Consider the following 16,802-nt stretch of genomic DNA (forward strand, 5'->3'; position numbering starts at 1 on the left):
CGCCGACGCCATCCACCCCTATCCGAAAGGCTCGCCATGCTCTGCATCGGCGTCGACATCGGTGGCACCTTCACCGACGTCATCGTCTACGAGCCGGCCACCGCCCGGCTCGCCGAGGCCAAGACCCTCTCCACCCCGCACGATCCGGCGGCGGCGATCTTCGAGGGCCTCGCCAAGCTCGGTGTCAGCCTGGACACGGTCGACCGCTTCGTGCACGGCACCACCCGGGTGACCAACGCGTTGCTCGAAGGCTCCGGCGAGCCGGTGTCGGTCCTGGCCACCGAGGGCTTCCGGGACGTGCTGGAGATGGGCCTCGGGCACCGGCCCCGCCTCTACAGCGTCAAGGAGAGCGGCCGGCCGCCGCTCGTCGCGCGCCGTCATCGGCACGTGCTGCGCGAACGCATCGGCGCCGACGGCAGCGTCGTCCGGCCGCTGGACACCGACGAACTGGACGAGGCCCTCGACCGGGTGGCCGCCGCCGGTCCCCGGGCGGTGGCGGTCTGCCTGCTGCACTCGTACCGCAATCCCGCCCACGAGCGGGCGGCGGCGCGGCGGCTGGCGGAGCGGTACCCCGACCTGGTCTGCACCGTCTCCTCCGACGTGGTGCCGGAGCAGGGCGAGTACGAGCGCTTCGCCACCACCGTGCTCAACGCCAGCGTGCGGGCGACCGTCGCCGACTACCTGCGCGGACTCGGCGGCGCCCTCGCCGACGGCGGCTACGCCCACCCGCTGTCGATCATGACGAGCAGCGGCGGGGTCGTCTCCACCGAGGAGGCCGGGCGGCTGCCGATCAACCTCGCCCTCTCGGGGCCCGCCGGCGGGGTCGCCGCCACCGTGCACCTCGCCTCGCTCGCCGGCTACCCGAACGTCATCACCTGCGACATCGGCGGCACCAGCACGGACGTCTGCCTGATCAAGAACGGCGCCCCGTTGATGACCAACGACGGGAAGATCGCCGGCTACCCGAACCGCACCTTCCAGGTCGAGATCAACACGATCGGCGCCGGCGGCGGCTCGATCGCCTGGCGCGACCGGGGCGGGGAACTGCGCGTCGGCCCGCGCAGCGCCGGCTCGACCCCTGGCCCGGCGGCGTACGGCCGGGGCGGCACCGAGCCGACCACCACCGACGCACACCTGCTCGTCGGCCACCTCGACCCGCAGGAGAGCCTGGGCGGGGAGGTGCCGCTCGACCCCGACGCGGCGCGCACCGCCCTGGCCGGGCTGGCCGGCCCGTTCGGCCTCGACGAGCTGGACCTGGCGCACGGCATCCTCACCCTCGCCACGGTCAAGATGACCAGCGCGATCAAGGAGATCTCCGTCGCCTGCGGGCACGACCCGCGCGACTTCGTGCTGATGCCCTTCGGCGGCGCCGGCCCGATGCACGCCACCGACCTCGCCGACGAACTCGGCATCCGTCGGGTCCTGGTTCCGCCGGTGCCGGGCAACTTCTCCGCGCTCGGCTTCGTCACCGCCCAGGCCCGCCACGACTACGTCCGTACCGTGCTGGTGCCGGCCGACGACGACGGCCTGGCGGCCGTCCGGGCGGCCCTGGCCGACCTGCGCGACGCCGCCCTGGCCCAGCTGAAGGCCGAGGACGACGTGGAGCCCGACCAGGTCAGCTTCGGCCTGTCGGTCGGCATGCGGTTCCGGGGCCAGAGCTTCGACCTCGCCGTCGCCCTGCCCGAACTGCCGGCCACCGCCGACGAGCTGGTGGCGGCCTTCCACGCCGCCTACGCCGAGCGGTACGCCTACACCCGCTCCGACCACCCCGCCGAGATCGTCAACTGCCGGCTCACCGCGTTCGGGCCCCGCCCGGCCGTCCGCTTCACCGCCCCGACCGGCGGCCCGGCGCAGCCCGGCAGGACCCGTCTCTACCGCCCGGGCGGCTGGGTCGAGGCGACCGTGTGGCGCCGCGTCGACCTGGGGCCGGGCTGTGCCGTCGTCGGTCCCGCCGTCGTACGCGAGAACGGCAGCACCACCGTCGTCGGCGGCGGATGGGCCGCCACGGTCGACGACCACGGAAACCTGCTGCTGACCAAGGAGTGATCCGTGATCCCGCCAGCCCTCGACCTCACCGTGCTGGAGCGCGCCGCGCGGCAGCCGGACCGCGCCCTGTACGTCTTCGACGATCCGGCCCGGCCGGTGACCACGGGGGAGTTCGCCGACCTCGCCGGCCGGGCCGCCGCCGTCCTGGCGGCCCAGGGCGTCGGCCGCGGCGACCGGATCGCGGTCTGGGCCGAGAACGGGCTGGCCTGGCTGGTGCTGCTGGCCGCCGCGGCCTGGCGGGGCGCCGCCCTGACCACCCTGCACCCCGGCCTCACCGGGCCCGAGCTGACCTCGGCGCTGGCCCGCAGCCGCCCCCGGCGCCTCTACGCCGCCGAGCGGGTCCGCAACCGGCACGGCCCGTCCACCGTCACGCGGGTCCTGGCGGCGCTGCCGCCCGGCGAGCGCCCGGACGGCTGGCACGTCCTCGACGCGGACCTGGGATCCGGAGCTCTGGCGGGGCTGCCCGGCTGGGACGGCCCGGTTCCCGCACCCGTGGGTGATCCCGACGCCCCCTGCAACATCCAGTTCACCTCGGGCTCCACCGGACCGGCCAAGATGGTGTCGCTGAGCGCCGGCAACCTGCTGGCCAACGCGGCCTGGACGGCCGAGGCGGCGGGGCTGCGCGCCGACGACCGGATCGCCTCGCCGCTGCCCCTGGCCCACGCGGCGGGGCTCGGCAGCGGGGCGATGCTGGCGCTCGTGACCGGCGCGCTGTGGGTCTCCACCCGCCGGTTCCGCACAGAGCCGGTCCTCGACCAGATCCAGCACCACGCGTGCACGGTGGTGCAGGCCGTGCCCACCATGGCGTCGATGCTCACCGACCGCGTCGAGCGGGACCCCGGCCGCTGGGACCTGTCGTCGCTGCGGGTCGGCTTCCTCGGCGGCGCCACGTGCACCCCGGCGCTGCTCACCCGCACCCGACGGGTGCTCGGCCTGGACCGGGTGGCGGTCGTCTACGGGCAGACCGAGGCCGGCCCGACGATCAGCCTGGACCCCGGCGACGGGACCTGCGGCGCGCCCGGTGACACCGTCGGCCGCGTCCTACCGGCCCTTCAGGCCACCGTGGTCGACCCCGCCACCCGCGCCCCGGTGCCCGCCGGGCAGGTCGGGGAGCTGCTGGTACGCGGCAGCTCGGTCACCCGCGGCTACGCCGACGACCCGTTCACCACCGCCGCCACGATCACCAGCGACGGCTGGCTGCGCACCGGCGACCTGGGCGCGCTGACCGACGAACGGGTCCTCACCCTGGCCGGACGGATCAAGGAGCTGATCATCCGCGGTGGCGAGAACGTCCACCCCGCCGAGGTCGAGGCGGTGCTCGCCGACGACCCGGCCGTGGCCCGGGTGTGTGTCCTCGGCGTGCCGTCGGCCCGCTGGGGGGAGGAGATCGCGGCCCTGGTCGTGACCGTCCCCGGTGGGCACTGCGACGTCGACCGGCTCACCCGCACCGCCACCGAACGGCTGGCACGGCACAAGGTGCCGACCCTGATCCGTACCGTCGCCGACCTGCCGTTGCTGCCGTCCGGGAAGGTCGACCGGCGGGCCGCCCGGGAACTGCTCGTCGCGGAGGGGGAACGCTGATGCAGCTCGGATCGTGCTTCCTGGACTCGCTGACCGTCACCAGCTTCTTCGGCAACGCCGAGATGCGCGGGGTCTTCAACGACCGGCAGCTCATGCAGTCCTGGCTCGACGTGGAGGCCGCCCTCGCCCGGGGCCAGGCGAAGCTGGGCATCATCCCGTCCGCCGCCGCGCAGGCGATCACCGAGGCGGCCCGCGTCGAGCGGCTCGACACGGCGGTGCTCGCCGCCGACGCCGCCGACACCGTGCATCCCCTGGTGCCGCTGGTGCGGGCGCTCACCGCCGCCTGCCCCGGCGACGCCGGTCGCTACGTCCACCTCGGCGCCACCACCCAGGACGTGATGGACACCGGCTTCGTCCTGCGGGCCCGCGACGGCCTGGACATCGTGCAGCGGCAGGTCGACGAGCTGGTCCGCGCGCTGCGCCGGCTCGCGCTGCGTCATCGCGCCACCCCGATGGCCGCCCGCACCCACGGGCAGCAGGCGCTGCCGACGACGTTCGGCCTGCGCTGCGCGGTGTGGCAGGACGAGCTGCAACGTCACCGCGTCCGGCTGCGGCAACTGCGCCAGCGGCTGCTGGTGACCAGCATGGGCGGCGCGGCCGGCACGATGGCCGGCTACGGCGCGCAGGCGTTCGCGCTGGAGCAGGCGGTCGCCGCCGACCTGGGGCTCGGCGTCGCCGACACCCCCTGGCACGCCACCCAGGACCGCTTCGCCGAGTGCCTGATGGTCTTCGGCCTCGTCGCGGCCAGCGCCGAGAAGCTGGCTCGGGAGGTCTACTTCCTCGGCCGCACCGAGGTCGGCGAGGCGTACGAGTCGCAGCGCGCCACCCAGGTCGGCAGCAGCACGATGCCCCACAAGCGCAACCCGATCCGCTGCGAGGCGGTGATCGCCGCCGCCGGCACCCTGCGGGCCCAGGTGCCCCTGGCGTTGCAGACCATGGTCGCCCAGGACGACCGGGACATGGGCGTCGGGATGACGCTGTGGAAGCTGCTGCCGGAGTGCTTCATCCTGCTCGGCGGCGCGATGCAGCGACTGGTCGACGTCTTCGGTGACCTCGGCGTCAACCCCGACCGGATGCGCGCCAACCTCGACCTCACCGGCGGGCTCGTGCTCTCCGAGGCGGTGATGCTGCGCCTGGCCGGCCCGCTCGGCCGGGAGCAGGCCCACCACCTGGTCATGCGGATCGTCCGCGACAGCCTCGATGCGGGCCGCCCGTTCGCGGAGACGCTGCGCGCCGACCCGCAGGTGACCGCCGCCCTGCCCGCGGCGGAACTCGCCGGCCTGCTGGACCCGCTGTCGTACGTCGGCCACGCCGCCGCGCTGGTCGACCGCGCCCTACTGAACTCGGAGTCACCATGACCGCCGCACACCATGCCGACGAGTCCGTGCTGCTGCACCGCGACGGCCGGCTGGCCCGGGTGACGCTGAACCGGCCCGCCCGGCGCAACAGCTTCGACCTGGCGATGCTCGCCCGCTTCGAGGACGTGCTGCACGATCTGTCCCGCGACGAGGGGACCGAGGTGGTCGTGCTCACCGGCGCCGGCACCGCGTTCTGCGCCGGCACCGACCTGCACGAGCTGGCCACCCTCGACGCCCGGGCCACGATGTCGGTGCAGCGCCGCACCGCCGAGCTGGTCGAACGCTGGTACCGGCTGGAACAGACCACCGTCGCGGCGTTCAACGGCCCGGCCATCGGCTCCGGCGCGGTGCTCGGCCTCGCCAGCGACCTGCGGGTGGCCGCCGACACCTGCTTCGCGACCTTCCCGGAGGTGGGCTTCGGCATCCCGCTGACCTGGAGCGGGATGGCGATCCTCGCCGACCTCGTCGGCGCCGACCTGGCCAAGCGCTGGCTGCTGCTCGGCGACCGGATCCCCGCCGACGAGCTGCGCGACCTGCGGCTGGTGATTGAGGTGGTGCCGCCGGAGCGGCTCGCCGACGCCGCGACCGGGATCGCCGAGCGGCTGCTGGCCACCTCCGCGGTCGGCCGGTCGATGACCAAGCGGGCCGCCCGCCTGGCCGGGCCCCGGTTCGAGGCCGCCGCCAACGACTCCTACCTCGGCGCGCTGAGCGTGGCGCTGCGCCCCGCCGGCGACTACCTCGCCCGGGACCCCCGGTGAGGGCCGGCGAGGCGATCGCCGACGCCATCGTGGCGCACGGGGTGGACACGATCTTCGGGCTGCTCGGCGACGCCAACATGTTCCTGGTCGCGGACCTGGTGCAGCGCCACGGCGTCCGGTTCGTGGCCGCCCGCAACGAGAACGCCGCGGTGATGATGGCCGACGGCTGGGCCCGCGCCACCGGCCGGTGCGGGGTCGTCACCGTGACCCAGGGCCCCGGCCTGGCGGTCGCCGGCGCCGCGCTGACCATCGCCCGGCAGGCCGGCACGCCGCTGGTCCTGATCGCCGGCGACACCCCGCCCGGCGACCCGCTGCACGTGCAGAGCTTCCCGCAGCAGCCGTTCGCGCTGGCCACCGCCGGGGCGTTCGTGCCCGTGACGGCGCCGGCCACCGCCGCCCGCGACGTCGGCCTGGCGTTCCGGGCCGCCGCCGAACGGCCCGGCCCCGTCGTCCTCGACGTTCCCATCGACCTCCAGGACGAGGCGGTGCCGGCCGGTGCCGCGCCCGCGCCGGCGGTCGTCGCGTACCGGCCCGCGTCGCCGGCGCCCACCGACGCGGCGGTCGCCGAGCTGGTCGGCCGGCTGGTCGCCGCCCGCCGCCCGGTGCTGCTCGCCGGGCGGGGCGCCGAGGCGGCGGCGGACGACGTACGCCGGCTCGCCGACTGGTGCGGCGCGGTGCTCGCCACCACCGTGCTGGCCGCCGGGCTCTTCGCCGGCCACCCGTACCACCTGGGGGTGGCCGGGGGACTGGCCCGCCCGCTGACCCGGCGGGTGCTGGCCGACGCGGACCTGGTGGTCACCTTCGGCGCCGGACTCAACCGGTGGACGGCCGACCACGGCGCGCTCTTCCCCGCGGCGCGGGTGGTCGCCGTCGACGCCGACGCGCGGGCGCTGGGGGCGCGCTGGCCCGTCGACCTGGGGATCGTCGGGGACGCGGCGGCCACCGCGCGGGCCGTGACGGCCCGGCTCGACCCGCGCGAGCGCCCGGACTGGCGCAGCCCCGCCCTGGCCGCGCGGATCGCCGAGGCCGACCCGTTCGACGGCATCGAGTTCGTCGAGGGGGCGGCGGGGATCGACCCCCGGGCGTTCATCCGGATCTGCGCCCGCCGGCTCCCGGCCCGGCGCACCACCGTGGTCGGGGTGGGACAGTTCGGCGGCTGGCCCAACCTGCTGCTCGACTCGTCCGCCGTGGACCGCGCGTTCATCGCGCCCTGGGAGTTCGGCAGCATCGGCGTCGGCCTGCCGTACGCCGTCGGGGCCGGGGTGGGCCGCCCGGACCGGCCGGTGGTCGCCTTCGAGGGCGACGGCAGCCTGCTCACCGGCCTCGGGGAGCTGGACACGCTGGCCCGGGTCGGTGCGCCCGTGCTGCTGGTGGTGCTCGACGACGGCGGCTACGGCGCGGAGGTGCGCAAGTTCGCCCCGCGCGGGGTCGACCCGGCGCTGGCCCGGTTCCCGGCCCGGGACCTGGCCGCCGTGGCGCGGTCCCTGGGCGTACCGGCCTGGACGGTCACCGACCAGGCCGGCGCGGAGGCGGCGTTCGACGAGGCGCTGCCGGTGACCGGGCCGGGGGTGCTGCACGTGCGGGTCCTGCCCGAGGTCACCCAGGAGCGGTTCTGACGGTGCGGTCAGTCGCCCCACCGGTCGCCGAAGCCGTGGCCGAGCTGCCGGGACAGCTCGGCGGCGGTACGGCAGGCGGCGTCGGCCAGCTCCCGGGTGCGGGTGTCGTCCAGGCGGAAGATCGGCCCGGAGATGCTGATCGCGGCGGTGACCCGGTCGTGCCGGTCGCGTACGGGGGCGGCCACCACCCGCAGCCCGTGCTCGCTCTCCTGGTCGTTCAGCGCCCAGCCCTGCCGCCGCACGGTGGCCATGTGCGCCACGAAGGTGTCCAGGTCGGTGATGGTGTTGCTGGTCAGCGCCCTGAGCGGCACGGTGGCGAGCAGGGCGCGCAGGGCGTCGTCGTCGTGGTCGACGAGCAGCGCCTTGCCGGCCGCGCTGCACCACAGCGGGATGCGCCGGCCGAGGCGGCTGACGAGCTGCACGTTGCGGGTGCCCTGCACGACGTAGAGCGAGAGGGCGTCGGAGCCCTCCAGGACGGCGAGGTTGACGCTCTCGCCCTCGTGCTCGGCGAGCTGGTGCAGCAGCGGACGGGCCAGCGCGTGCAGGTCGATGCCGGCGAGGAAGCGGGCGCCCAGCTCGAAGACGGCGACGCCGAGGCGGTAGGTGCCGTTCTCCTCGTTGCGTTGCAGGAAGCCGGCGTCGGCCAGCGCGCGGAACAGCCGGCTGGCCGTGGACTTGTGCAGGCCCAGTTCGCGGCTGACGTCGCTGACCTTGCGCTCGACGGCGTCACCCCGGAAGGCCAGCAGGACGCCCAGGGCGCGGTCCAGCGCCTGGGTGCCCGACTCGCGTGGGGGGACGCCCTCGTCGGGCGTCGGGTCAGTGGCGTACGACATCTTGCTTCCCTGCCTTTCCGGCTGCTAGGTTTCATAATATAACTCTAGGACCACATGATGGTCCACTCTACGGTGGTTCAACCCACGGTGGTCCACTCGCCCTGACCAGTCCAGGTCCACTCCGGCGGCAGATACGGACCGACACCGGAAATCAGTGAGGCATCCGCATGACTGTGAATCCGATCGACCTGGAAGTCGTCACCGAAAGTCTCATCTCGATCGTCCGCGAGATGCGACAGACGATCTTCCGTACCGCGCACTCGCCGGTGATCGCCGACGCCCAGGATTTCTCCTGCGCCCTCTTCGACCCCTCGGGGCAGATGGTCGCCCAGGGCCGGGACATGCCGGGACACGTCATCGCCATGCCCGCCTCGGTGGCCGAGATCTTCGCCGACTTCGCCGCCGAGATGTGCCCCGGAGACCTCTACATCGTCAACGACCCGTACCGGGGCGGCAGCCACCTCAACGACGTCACCCTGATCAGCCCGGTCTTCGTCGACGGGCAGCTGTTCCTCTTCCCCTGCGTCCGGATGCACTGGGCCGACATCGGCGGCATGACCCCCGGCAGCGTCTCCGGCCAGGCCACCGAGATCCTCCAGGAGGGGCTGCGGATCCCGCCGATCAAGCTGATCGAGGCCGGCCGCCCCAACCGGGCCGCCTTCGACATCGTCTTCGCCAACGTCCGGATGGCCGAGGAACGCCGCGGCGACCTCGAATCCAGTATCGCCGCCTGCCACACCGCGCAGCGCCGGCTGAAGGAACTCGTCGACCGCTGGGGCACCGGGCTGATCCTCGACTGCGTCGCGGCCAACATGGACCGCACCGAGCAGCGGCTGCGCGACATGATCCGGTCGCTGCCCGACGGCACCTACCGCTACGAGGACTACCTCGACCTCTACACCGACGGCGACTACGACGCCGCGATCGTCCGCTGCCGGCTGACCGTCGACGGCGACGAGATCGAAGCCGACTTCCGGGGCTCCTCCACCCAGGTCGCCGCCGTGGTCAACTCGTCGCGGGCGATGACCGTCGCCGGGGTGTTCATCGCCGTCAAGTCCGCCCTCGACCCCGGCGGGCTGGTCAACCACGGCGCGTTCCGGCCCCTGCGGGTGCGCACCGAGCCCGGCACGGTCGTGCACGTCAGCTACCCCGCCCCGGCCAACGCCCACAGCGAGGTCCGCAAGCGGGTCATCTCCGCGGTGATGGCCGCGTTGAGCCAGGTGGCACCCGACCTCATCGCCGCCGACCAGTTCGGCACCACCTTCCAGAACCTCATCGGCGGCGTGGACGAGCACACCGGCCAGCCCTACCTCTACTACGACTACCCGGCCGGCGGCAACGGCGGATTCCTCGAATCGGACGGCCCCAGCGCGATGAACCCGGTCGACCTCGGCGACATCTCCACCATCCAGTCCGTCGAGCGGCTGGAGACCGAGATCCCGATCCTGGTCGAGGCCTGCGAGCTGCGCGCCGGCTCCTGCGGAGACGGTACGCACCGGGGCGGCCTGGGCAGCCGGCGGGAGACCCGGCTGCTGGCCAGCGGCGGGGCGTACTCGGTGCAGACCGACCGCACCACCGTCCCCCCGTACGGGCTGCGCCACGGCGGCCCGGGCGCCCCGACGGTCACCCACCTGCGCCGCGCCGACGGCCGACGCGTCGACTTCGACACCCCCGGCAAGATCGCCGGCTTCCCCATGCGGGCCGGGGACGTGCTGGTCATGGAGTCCGCCGGTGGCGGCGGCTGGGGCGACCCGCTGGACCGCGCGCCCGACGCCGTCGCCGAGGACGTCCGGCAGGACTACCTGACCGGCGAGGAGGCCCGCCAGCGCTACGGCGTCGTCCTCGACGGCGACGGCGAGGCCGACCGCGCCGCCACCGCCGACCTGCGGCAGCGGCTGCGGGACGAGCGGAGCTGGCTGCGCCTCACCACCACCGACCGGCCCGCCTACACCGGCCGGCGCGGCCAGCGTCGGCTGGCGTACGTCGCGCCCGGCAGCGGCCTGGCCGAGGAGAGCCTCGTCGAACTGCACGGCGTGCACCCGGCACCACTGCGGGCCTGGCTGCGGCACGACACCGCGCTCGCCGCCGACGAGATAGCCCTCGACGACGACGGGATGCAGATCCTCGGCGGCACCGCCGAGCATCGCGCGTACGTGCGCGTCCTCACCGGGGAGGGGCGGTCATGAGCAGGGTCTTCCGGGTGCCGGTGGCGACCACCAGGCCCCGCACCGGTGGCGGCGCCGGCAACGCCCCGGCCCCGCAGGCCGCGCCGGCCCGCGCCGGCATCGTCGCCGGCTGCCTCAGCCCACATCCGCCCCACCTGATCTACGCGGAGAACCCGCCGCAGAACGAGCCCCGCTCCACCGGCGGCTGGGAGACGCTGCGCTGGGCCTACGAGCGGCTGCGCAAGCGCATCCATGAGGTGCACCGGCCCGACGTGCTGATCGTGCACGCCCCGCACTGGATCACGATGGTCGGCCACCACGTCAACTGCGCGCCCAACCCGCGCGGCATCTCCGTGGAGCCGATCTTCCCGCACCTCTTCCGCTACCGGTACGACTTCCGCACCGACGTCGAACTCGGCGAGGCCATCGTCGAGGAGGCCAGCGGCCTCGGCCTGGTCACCCGCGCGATGCGCGACCCCCGGGTACGCGTCGACTACGCCACCATCGGCGCCCTGCACCTGGCCAACCCCGCCTGGGACATCCCCGTGGTGTCCCTGTCGGCGAACAACAACCCGTACTTCTACTCCGACGCGGCGCTGGAGGAGATGGAGGTGCTCGGCGAGGCCACCCGCCGCGCCGTCGAGGCCACCGGCCGCCGCGCCGTGCTGCTCGCCTCCAACTCCCTGTCGCACCTGCACTGGCACGAGGAGCCGGCGCTGCCGGAGGACATGGAACGCGAACACCCGTACAACAACCACCAGTACCGGTGGGACATGAAGCTGCTCGAAGCGATCCGCCGGGGACCGACCGCCCCGCTGCGGGAACTCATCACCGAACACATCGAGGCGACCGCGTCGGAGACGAAGGCCGGCAGCCTCACCTGGCTGCTCGCCGCGATGGGCTGGCCCAAGGTCGCCGGAGACGTGCTCGGCTACGGCACGATCATCGGCACCGGAAACGCCGTCGTCGAGTGGCTGCCCGAGGGGAGCCCCCATGGCTGACCGGACCGGAATCGTCGCCGGCGCACTCCTGCCCGGCATGCCCCACCTGCTCGCGAAGGAACCCGCACCGAGCTGGGCGGCACTGGCCTCGGCCGCCCGCGACGTGGGCGAGCGCCTGCGCCGGCTCGAGCCCGACGTCGTCCTGCTGCTGTCCACCCAGTGGTTCACCGTCCTCGGCCACCAGTTCCAGTGCGACCCCAACCCGCGCGGCGAACACGTCGACGAGAACTGGTACGCCTACGACTACGGCCTGCTCCGCTACGACCTGCGCTTCGACGTGGAGTTCAGCGAGCGGTGGGCCGACCGGGTGCAGGCCGACGGCAAGCAGGCGCGCCGCACCCGCTACGAGGGCTTCCCGATCGACGCCGGGACCATCGTCACCTCCGCGCTGCTCGACCCGGAGCGCAAGCTGCGCTGGGCGCAGGTCTCCTGCAACCTGTACGCCGACGCCGACACCCTCGCCGACGTCGGCCGGGCCGGTGCCGCCGCCGCCCGCGAGGCCGGCGTACGCGCCGCCGTCGTGGTGGTGAGCGGACTGTCCTCCGGACTGATCCAGCAGTGGATCGAACCCGGCCAGGACCACATCGGCGCACCCGCGCACGAGCAGTGGAACACCCGCGTACTCGACCTGCTCACCGCCGGCAAGGTCGACGAGGCGCTCGCGATCCGCGAGGACTACGCCCGGCAGGCCCAGGCGGACAGCCAGTTCCGGGCCCTCGCGTTCGCCGCCGGGACCGGCGCCGCCAGCGGCCCGGCACAGCTGCACTCGTACGGCCCGATCTGGGGCACCGGCGCCGCCGTCCTGTCCTGGAACCTGCCCGAGCGTCCCTGACCGAAGCCGACCCGCAACCAGAGCAAGGAGCAGACATGCGAAACGTGGCCGTGGGCTTCGTCGAAGCCGAGGGTTTCACCCCCATCTTCGACGCCGTCGACGCGATGGTGAAGGCCACCGAGGTCGAGGTGACGAAGGTCGTACGCCTCGGCGGCGGCATCGTCGCGGTCGCCGTGCGCGGCGACCTCGCCACCGTCGAGGAGGCGGTGGACATCGGCGAGGAGACCGCCCGGGTGCGCAGCCGCTCGGTGCGTTCGATCGTCTTCGCCAGCCCCTGCGACGCGGTGAGCGCGCTGGCGGCCGAGCCTGACCTCGTCGGCAACTGACAACCGGGTAAGGAGAATCAGACATGTCCTCCGACATCGCGATCGGAATCGTCGAGACACGCGGCCTGGTGGCGCTCTCGGCGGGGATCGAAGCCATGATCAAGACCGCCGACGTCCGGTGCGTGGCCGTGGAACGGGTCACCAGCGGCTACCTCGCGGTCGCCGTCCGGGGCACCCTCGCCGCCGTACGCCAGGCAGTCTCCGCCGGGGAGGCCGCCGTCCGCGCCCACGGCGAGCTGCGCAGCTCCCAGGTCTACCCGAAGCCCCACCCGACCACGGCGGCCCTGCTGGACGGGCCCGAACCGGCCCGCATCCGCGAGGTCATCGCCGGCCTGCGGGGAGAAACCGATGGTGCTCGGTGACGTCGTCGGCAAGGTGTGGGCCGACCGCATCCTGCCGGCGTTGCAGGGCAGGCGGCTCGTCCTGGTCCGCCCGCACGGCGACGGGCCCGACCTCGTCGCCGTCGATCCCCTGAACGTCGGCGTCGGCACCACCGTCCTGGTCGTCACCGACGAGGCCGCGGCGGCCGTGACCGGCCAACCCACCGTGGACGCTGCCGTGGTCGCGCTCGTCGCCGACCTCGGCAGCGAGCGGACCGAACCCAGCACCTGAACCGGAAGGGACACCTGACGATGGCCGAGTCATCCTGGCCGGTGAGTCTGCGCGACGGCCACCCGGGCGCCGACCCGCCGACCCTGCGCAACTTCGTGGGCGGTGAGTTCGTCGAGGGTGGGCGGCGGTTCGTCAAGCGCAGTCCGGTCACCGGTGAGCCGGTGTTCGAGGTGGCCGAGGCGGATCGGGCGTGTGTGGACGATGCGGTGGCGGCGGCGCGGGCGGCGTTGCGGGGGCCGTGGGGGCGGATGGGGGAGCGCGAGCGCGCCGAGGTGTTGCGTCGGGTCGCCGACGAGTTGGAGCGCCGCTTCGACGACCTGGTGACGGCTGAGGTGGCGGACACGGGTAAGTCGATTTCGCAGGCGCGCACTCTGGACATTCCGCGTGGTGCGGCGAATTTCCGTGCGTTCGCGGAGATCGTGGCGACGGCGCCGACGGAGTCGTTCACGACGGTGACGCCGTCGGGTGGGCGGGCGCTGAACTATGCGGTGCGTAAGCCGGTGGGTGTGGTGGCGGTGATCGTGCCGTGGAACCTGCCGCTGTTGCTGCTCACCTGGAAGGTGGCTCCCGCCCTTGCCTGCGGTAATGCGGTGATCGTGAAGCCCAGTGAGGAGACGCCCGCGTCGGCGACCCTGTTGGCGGAGGTGATGGCCGCCGCGGGGGTGCCCGACGGCGTGTTCAACCTGGTGCACGGCTTCGGGCCGGATTCGGCGGGGGAGTTCCTGACCCGTCATCCGGACGTCGACGCGATCACGTTCACCGGCGAGTCGTCGACTGGCAGCGCCATCATGCGAGCCGCTGCCGATGGGGTGCGGCCGGTGTCGTTCGAATTGGGTGGCAAGAACGCGGGTCTGGTCTTCGCGGACGCGGATCTGGACGCGGCGGTGGCGGGTTCGGTGCGGTCGAGTTTCACCAATGGTGGTCAGGTGTGTCTGTGCACGGAGCGGGTCTATGTGCAGCGGCCGGTGTTCGAGGAGTTCACGGCGCGGTTGGCTGAGCGGGCTGCCGCGCTGTCGTTCGGGTGGCCGGCGGATGAGGCGACGGTGAACATGCCGTTGATCTCGCGTCAGCATCGCGACAAGGTGTTGGGCTATTACGACCTGGCGCGCACCGAGGGTGCGCAGGTGTTGGCCGGGGGTGGGGTGCCGGCCTTCGGTGATGCGCGTGATGGTGGTGCGTATGTGCAGCCGACGGTGTTGACGGGGTTGGCTGCGGGGGCGCGGACCAATACCGAGGAGATCTTCGGGCCGGTGGTGCATGTGGCGCCGTTCGATGATGAGGATGAGGCGTTCGCGTTGGCGAACGGCACGGAGTACGGGTTGGCGGCGGCGGTGTGGACGCGGGACGTGGGTCGGGCGCATCGGGCCGGTATGCGGTTGGACGCGGGGATCGTGTGGGTGAACACGTGGTTCCTGCGTGATCTGCGGACGCCGTTCGGTGGGGTGAAGGCGTCCGGAATCGGGCGTGAGGGTGGCGTGCACTCGCTGGATTTCTATTCCGAGTTGACCAACGTCTGCGTGGACCTGACATGAGCGCCATCGAGTTGGCGGCCGACGAGCTGCTCCAAGCACGGGAGTCCGGCACGCCCTGCCCGCCGCTGCGCGGGCGGTTGCTGCCGGAGGGTGACGTCACGTCGGCGTACCTGGTGCAGCAGCTTCAGGTGCGGCAGTGGTTGCAGCGCGGCCAGCGGCGGGTGGGCGCGAAGGTCGGGCTGACGTCGCGGGCGGTGCAGGAGAGCTTCGGTGTCTTCCAGCCCGATTTCGGGGTGCTGCTCGATGACATGGCGGTGCCCGACGGCGCTGAGGTGCCGATGGGCCGGCTGCTCCAGCCCCGGGTCGAGGCGGAGGTCGCCTTCGTGCTGGGTGCGGATCTGCCGGACGAGCGGATCACGAGCGCGGACGTGATCCGGGCGGTCGACCACCTGTTGCCGGCGATCGAGATCGTCGACTCGCGGGTGGCGGGGTGGGACATCTCGATCGTGGACACGGTGGCGGACAACGCCTCCAGCGGCCTGTTCGTGCTCGGCACGACGCCGCGTCGGCTGGCCGATGTGGACCTGCGGCTGTGCGGCATGGTCATCGAGCAGGCCGGGGAGCCGGTGTCGGTCGGCGCAGGGGCGGGCTGCCTGGGCAATCCCTTGCACGCGGTGCAGTGGTTGGCGCAGACGATGGCCCGCTCAGGTGATCCGCTGCGCGCGGGCGACGTGGTGCTGTCCGGGGCGCTCGGCCCGATGGTGCCGGTGACGGCGGGCGCGGCGTACGAGGCGCGGATCTCGGGGCTGGGTTCGGTGCGTACCTGTTTCTCGGGGGAGGCGTCGTGAGCGCGATGGCGGTCTTCGCGGTGGTGCATGCGTGGAATGGCCTGGCGACCGTCGCGGTCTTCGGTGAAGGGGAGGCGTCGTGAGCGTTGGTGTGGCGGTGATCGGGTCGGGCAACATCGGCACCGACTTGATGATCAAGGTGTTGCGGTTGTCGGAGTCGCTGCGGATGGTGGCGATGGTCGGCATCGACCCCGACTCCGACGGTCTGGCGCGGGCCCGGCGGTTGGGTGTGGCGACGACCGCTGAGGGTGTGGATGGTCTGGTGGCGATGCCGGAGTTCGCGGATGTGGAGTTGGTGTTCGATGCCACGTCGGCGGGGGCGCATCGGCGCAACGACGCGGTGTTGGCGGGGCATGGTCGGCTGGTGGTGGATCTGACGCCGGCGGCGATCGGTCCGTATGTGGTGCCGCCGGTGAACCTGGACGAGCACCTGGGTGAGCGCAACGTGAACATGGTGACGTGTGGTGGGCAGGCGACGGTGCCGATCGTCGCGGCGGTGGGTCGGGTGACGCCGGTGGCTTACGGCGAGATCGTCGCCTCCATCGCTTCCAAGTCGGCGGGGCCGGGGACGCGGGCGAACATCGACGAGTTCACGGAGACGACGGCGCGGGCGATCGAGGTGGTCGGTGGTGCTGGTCGTGGTAAGGCGATCATCGTGTTGAATCCGGCTGATCCGCCGTTGTTGATGCGCGACACGGTGTACTGCCTGTGCGAGGACGCCGACGCCGATCGGGCGGCGATCGCCGCGTCGGTGGAGCGGATGGTGGCGGCGGTGCAGGAGTACGTGCCGGGGTACCGGTTGAAGCAGGACGTGCAGTTCGACCGGGTGGATGCGTACGTGCCGTCGTTGGGTCGGCGTCTGCGCGGGTTGCAGGTGTCGGTGTTTTTGGAGGTGTCCGGCGCGGGGCACTATCTGCCGGCGTACGCGGGGAATCTGGACATCATGACGTCGGCGGCGCTGCGCACGGCGGAGCGGCTGGTCGGGCTGCGTTCGGCAGCGACCGGCCATGACAGCGCGGGCCGCGACGGCGCTGATGGCGATGGCCTTGGTCGGGACGTCGTGGAGGTGACCCGGTGACTGATCTGTACATCCAGGACGTGACGCTGCGCGATGGCATGCACGCCGTGGCCCATCGCTACACCGTCGAGCAGGTCCGCACCATCGCGGCGGCGTTGGACGCGGCCGGGGTGGCGGCGATCGAGGTCGCGCACGGTGACGGTCTCGCGGGTTCGAGTGTGAACTATGGCCATGGTGCGGCCAGTGACGCCGACTGGATTGCGGCGGCGGCCGAAGTCATGACGAATGCGAAGCTGACCACGCTGCTGCTGCCCGGGATCGGCACCATCGCCGACT

14 protein-coding genes and 2 pseudogenes are annotated in these 16,802 nt (G+C 73.1%); 15 read left to right on the forward strand and 1 reads right to left on the reverse strand.

The window, feature by feature from the left end; all coding sequences use genetic code 11:
• The first annotated feature begins 36 nt into the window (after nucleotides 1–36).
• The 5 genes from RM555_RS15190 to RM555_RS15210 are packed head-to-tail and all read left to right on the forward strand — an operon-like array spanning nucleotide 37 to nucleotide 7,359.
• Nucleotides 37–2,046, forward strand: a complete 2,010-nt coding sequence (locus RM555_RS15190) for a hydantoinase/oxoprolinase family protein (RefSeq protein ID WP_311412340.1) — start codon at nucleotides 37–39, stop codon at nucleotides 2,044–2,046.
• Between the two features lie 3 nt (nucleotides 2,047–2,049).
• Nucleotides 2,050–3,627 (forward strand): class I adenylate-forming enzyme family protein, encoded by a 1,578-nt coding sequence (locus tag RM555_RS15195; protein ID WP_311412341.1) that lies wholly within the window; start codon nucleotides 2,050–2,052, stop codon nucleotides 3,625–3,627.
• A complete protein-coding gene (gene purB / locus RM555_RS15200; protein WP_311412342.1) occupies nucleotides 3,627–4,985 on the forward strand; it encodes an adenylosuccinate lyase in 1,359 nt (452 codons plus the stop codon). The genes RM555_RS15195 and purB overlap by 1 nt, the downstream gene beginning before the upstream one ends.
• On the forward strand, nucleotides 4,982–5,743 hold the full coding sequence (locus tag RM555_RS15205) for an enoyl-CoA hydratase/isomerase family protein (protein ID WP_311412343.1): 762 nt from the start codon (nucleotides 4,982–4,984) through the stop codon (nucleotides 5,741–5,743). The genes purB and RM555_RS15205 overlap by 4 nt, the downstream gene beginning before the upstream one ends.
• Entirely contained in the window at nucleotides 5,740–7,359 is a 1,620-nt protein-coding gene (locus RM555_RS15210; RefSeq protein ID WP_311412344.1) for a thiamine pyrophosphate-binding protein, read from the forward strand. The genes RM555_RS15205 and RM555_RS15210 overlap by 4 nt, the downstream gene beginning before the upstream one ends.
• A gap of 8 nt (nucleotides 7,360–7,367) precedes the next feature.
• On the opposite strand, the gene RM555_RS15215 is transcribed toward RM555_RS15210, so the two are convergent.
• A complete protein-coding gene (locus RM555_RS15215; protein ID WP_311412345.1) occupies nucleotides 7,368–8,192 on the reverse strand; it encodes an IclR family transcriptional regulator in 825 nt (274 codons plus the stop codon).
• 167 nt (nucleotides 8,193–8,359) lie between these two features.
• Between RM555_RS15215 and RM555_RS15220 the strand changes: the two genes are divergently transcribed.
• From RM555_RS15220 to RM555_RS15265, 10 genes and pseudogenes are all read left to right on the forward strand, one after another.
• A complete protein-coding gene (locus tag RM555_RS15220; RefSeq protein WP_311412346.1) occupies nucleotides 8,360–10,378 on the forward strand; it encodes a hydantoinase B/oxoprolinase family protein in 2,019 nt (672 codons plus the stop codon).
• Complete coding sequence (locus RM555_RS15225; protein WP_311412347.1) at nucleotides 10,375–11,358, forward strand: DODA-type extradiol aromatic ring-opening family dioxygenase; 984 nt, start codon at nucleotides 10,375–10,377, stop codon at nucleotides 11,356–11,358. The genes RM555_RS15220 and RM555_RS15225 overlap by 4 nt, the downstream gene beginning before the upstream one ends.
• Entirely contained in the window at nucleotides 11,351–12,190 is an 840-nt protein-coding gene (locus RM555_RS15230; protein ID WP_311412348.1) for a DODA-type extradiol aromatic ring-opening family dioxygenase, read from the forward strand. Before RM555_RS15225 ends, RM555_RS15230 begins: the two co-directional genes overlap by 8 nt.
• 35 nt (nucleotides 12,191–12,225) lie before the next feature.
• On the forward strand, nucleotides 12,226–12,516 hold the full coding sequence (locus RM555_RS15235) for a BMC domain-containing protein (protein WP_311412349.1): 291 nt from the start codon (nucleotides 12,226–12,228) through the stop codon (nucleotides 12,514–12,516).
• A 23-nt stretch (nucleotides 12,517–12,539) separates the two neighbouring features.
• Nucleotides 12,540–12,878 (forward strand): BMC domain-containing protein, encoded by a 339-nt coding sequence (locus tag RM555_RS15240; RefSeq protein ID WP_311412350.1) that lies wholly within the window; start codon nucleotides 12,540–12,542, stop codon nucleotides 12,876–12,878.
• Nucleotides 12,865–13,128 carry a EutN/CcmL family microcompartment protein gene (locus tag RM555_RS15245; protein WP_151454616.1) on the forward strand — a complete coding sequence of 88 codons (264 nt, stop codon included), beginning with the start codon at nucleotides 12,865–12,867 and terminating at the stop codon, nucleotides 13,126–13,128. The genes RM555_RS15240 and RM555_RS15245 overlap by 14 nt, the downstream gene beginning before the upstream one ends.
• A 20-nt stretch (nucleotides 13,129–13,148) precedes the next feature.
• Complete coding sequence (locus RM555_RS15250; RefSeq protein WP_311412351.1) at nucleotides 13,149–14,660, forward strand: 2-hydroxymuconic semialdehyde dehydrogenase; 1,512 nt, start codon at nucleotides 13,149–13,151, stop codon at nucleotides 14,658–14,660.
• A complete protein-coding gene (locus RM555_RS15255) occupies nucleotides 14,657–15,448 on the forward strand; it encodes a 2-keto-4-pentenoate hydratase (protein WP_311412352.1) in 792 nt (263 codons plus the stop codon). The genes RM555_RS15250 and RM555_RS15255 overlap by 4 nt, the downstream gene beginning before the upstream one ends.
• A gap of 79 nt (nucleotides 15,449–15,527) precedes the next feature.
• Nucleotides 15,528–16,442, forward strand: a pseudogene (locus RM555_RS15260) (acetaldehyde dehydrogenase (acetylating)); the annotation flags it as partial.
• Nucleotides 16,443–16,522: 80 nt separating this feature from the next.
• A pseudogene (locus tag RM555_RS15265) lies at nucleotides 16,523–16,802 on the forward strand (4-hydroxy-2-oxovalerate aldolase); the annotation flags it as partial.

Origin of the sequence: Micromonospora reichwaldensis (genome assembly GCF_031845925.1) — a bacterium.
Lineage (GTDB): Bacteria > Actinomycetota > Actinomycetes > Mycobacteriales > Micromonosporaceae > Micromonospora > Micromonospora reichwaldensis.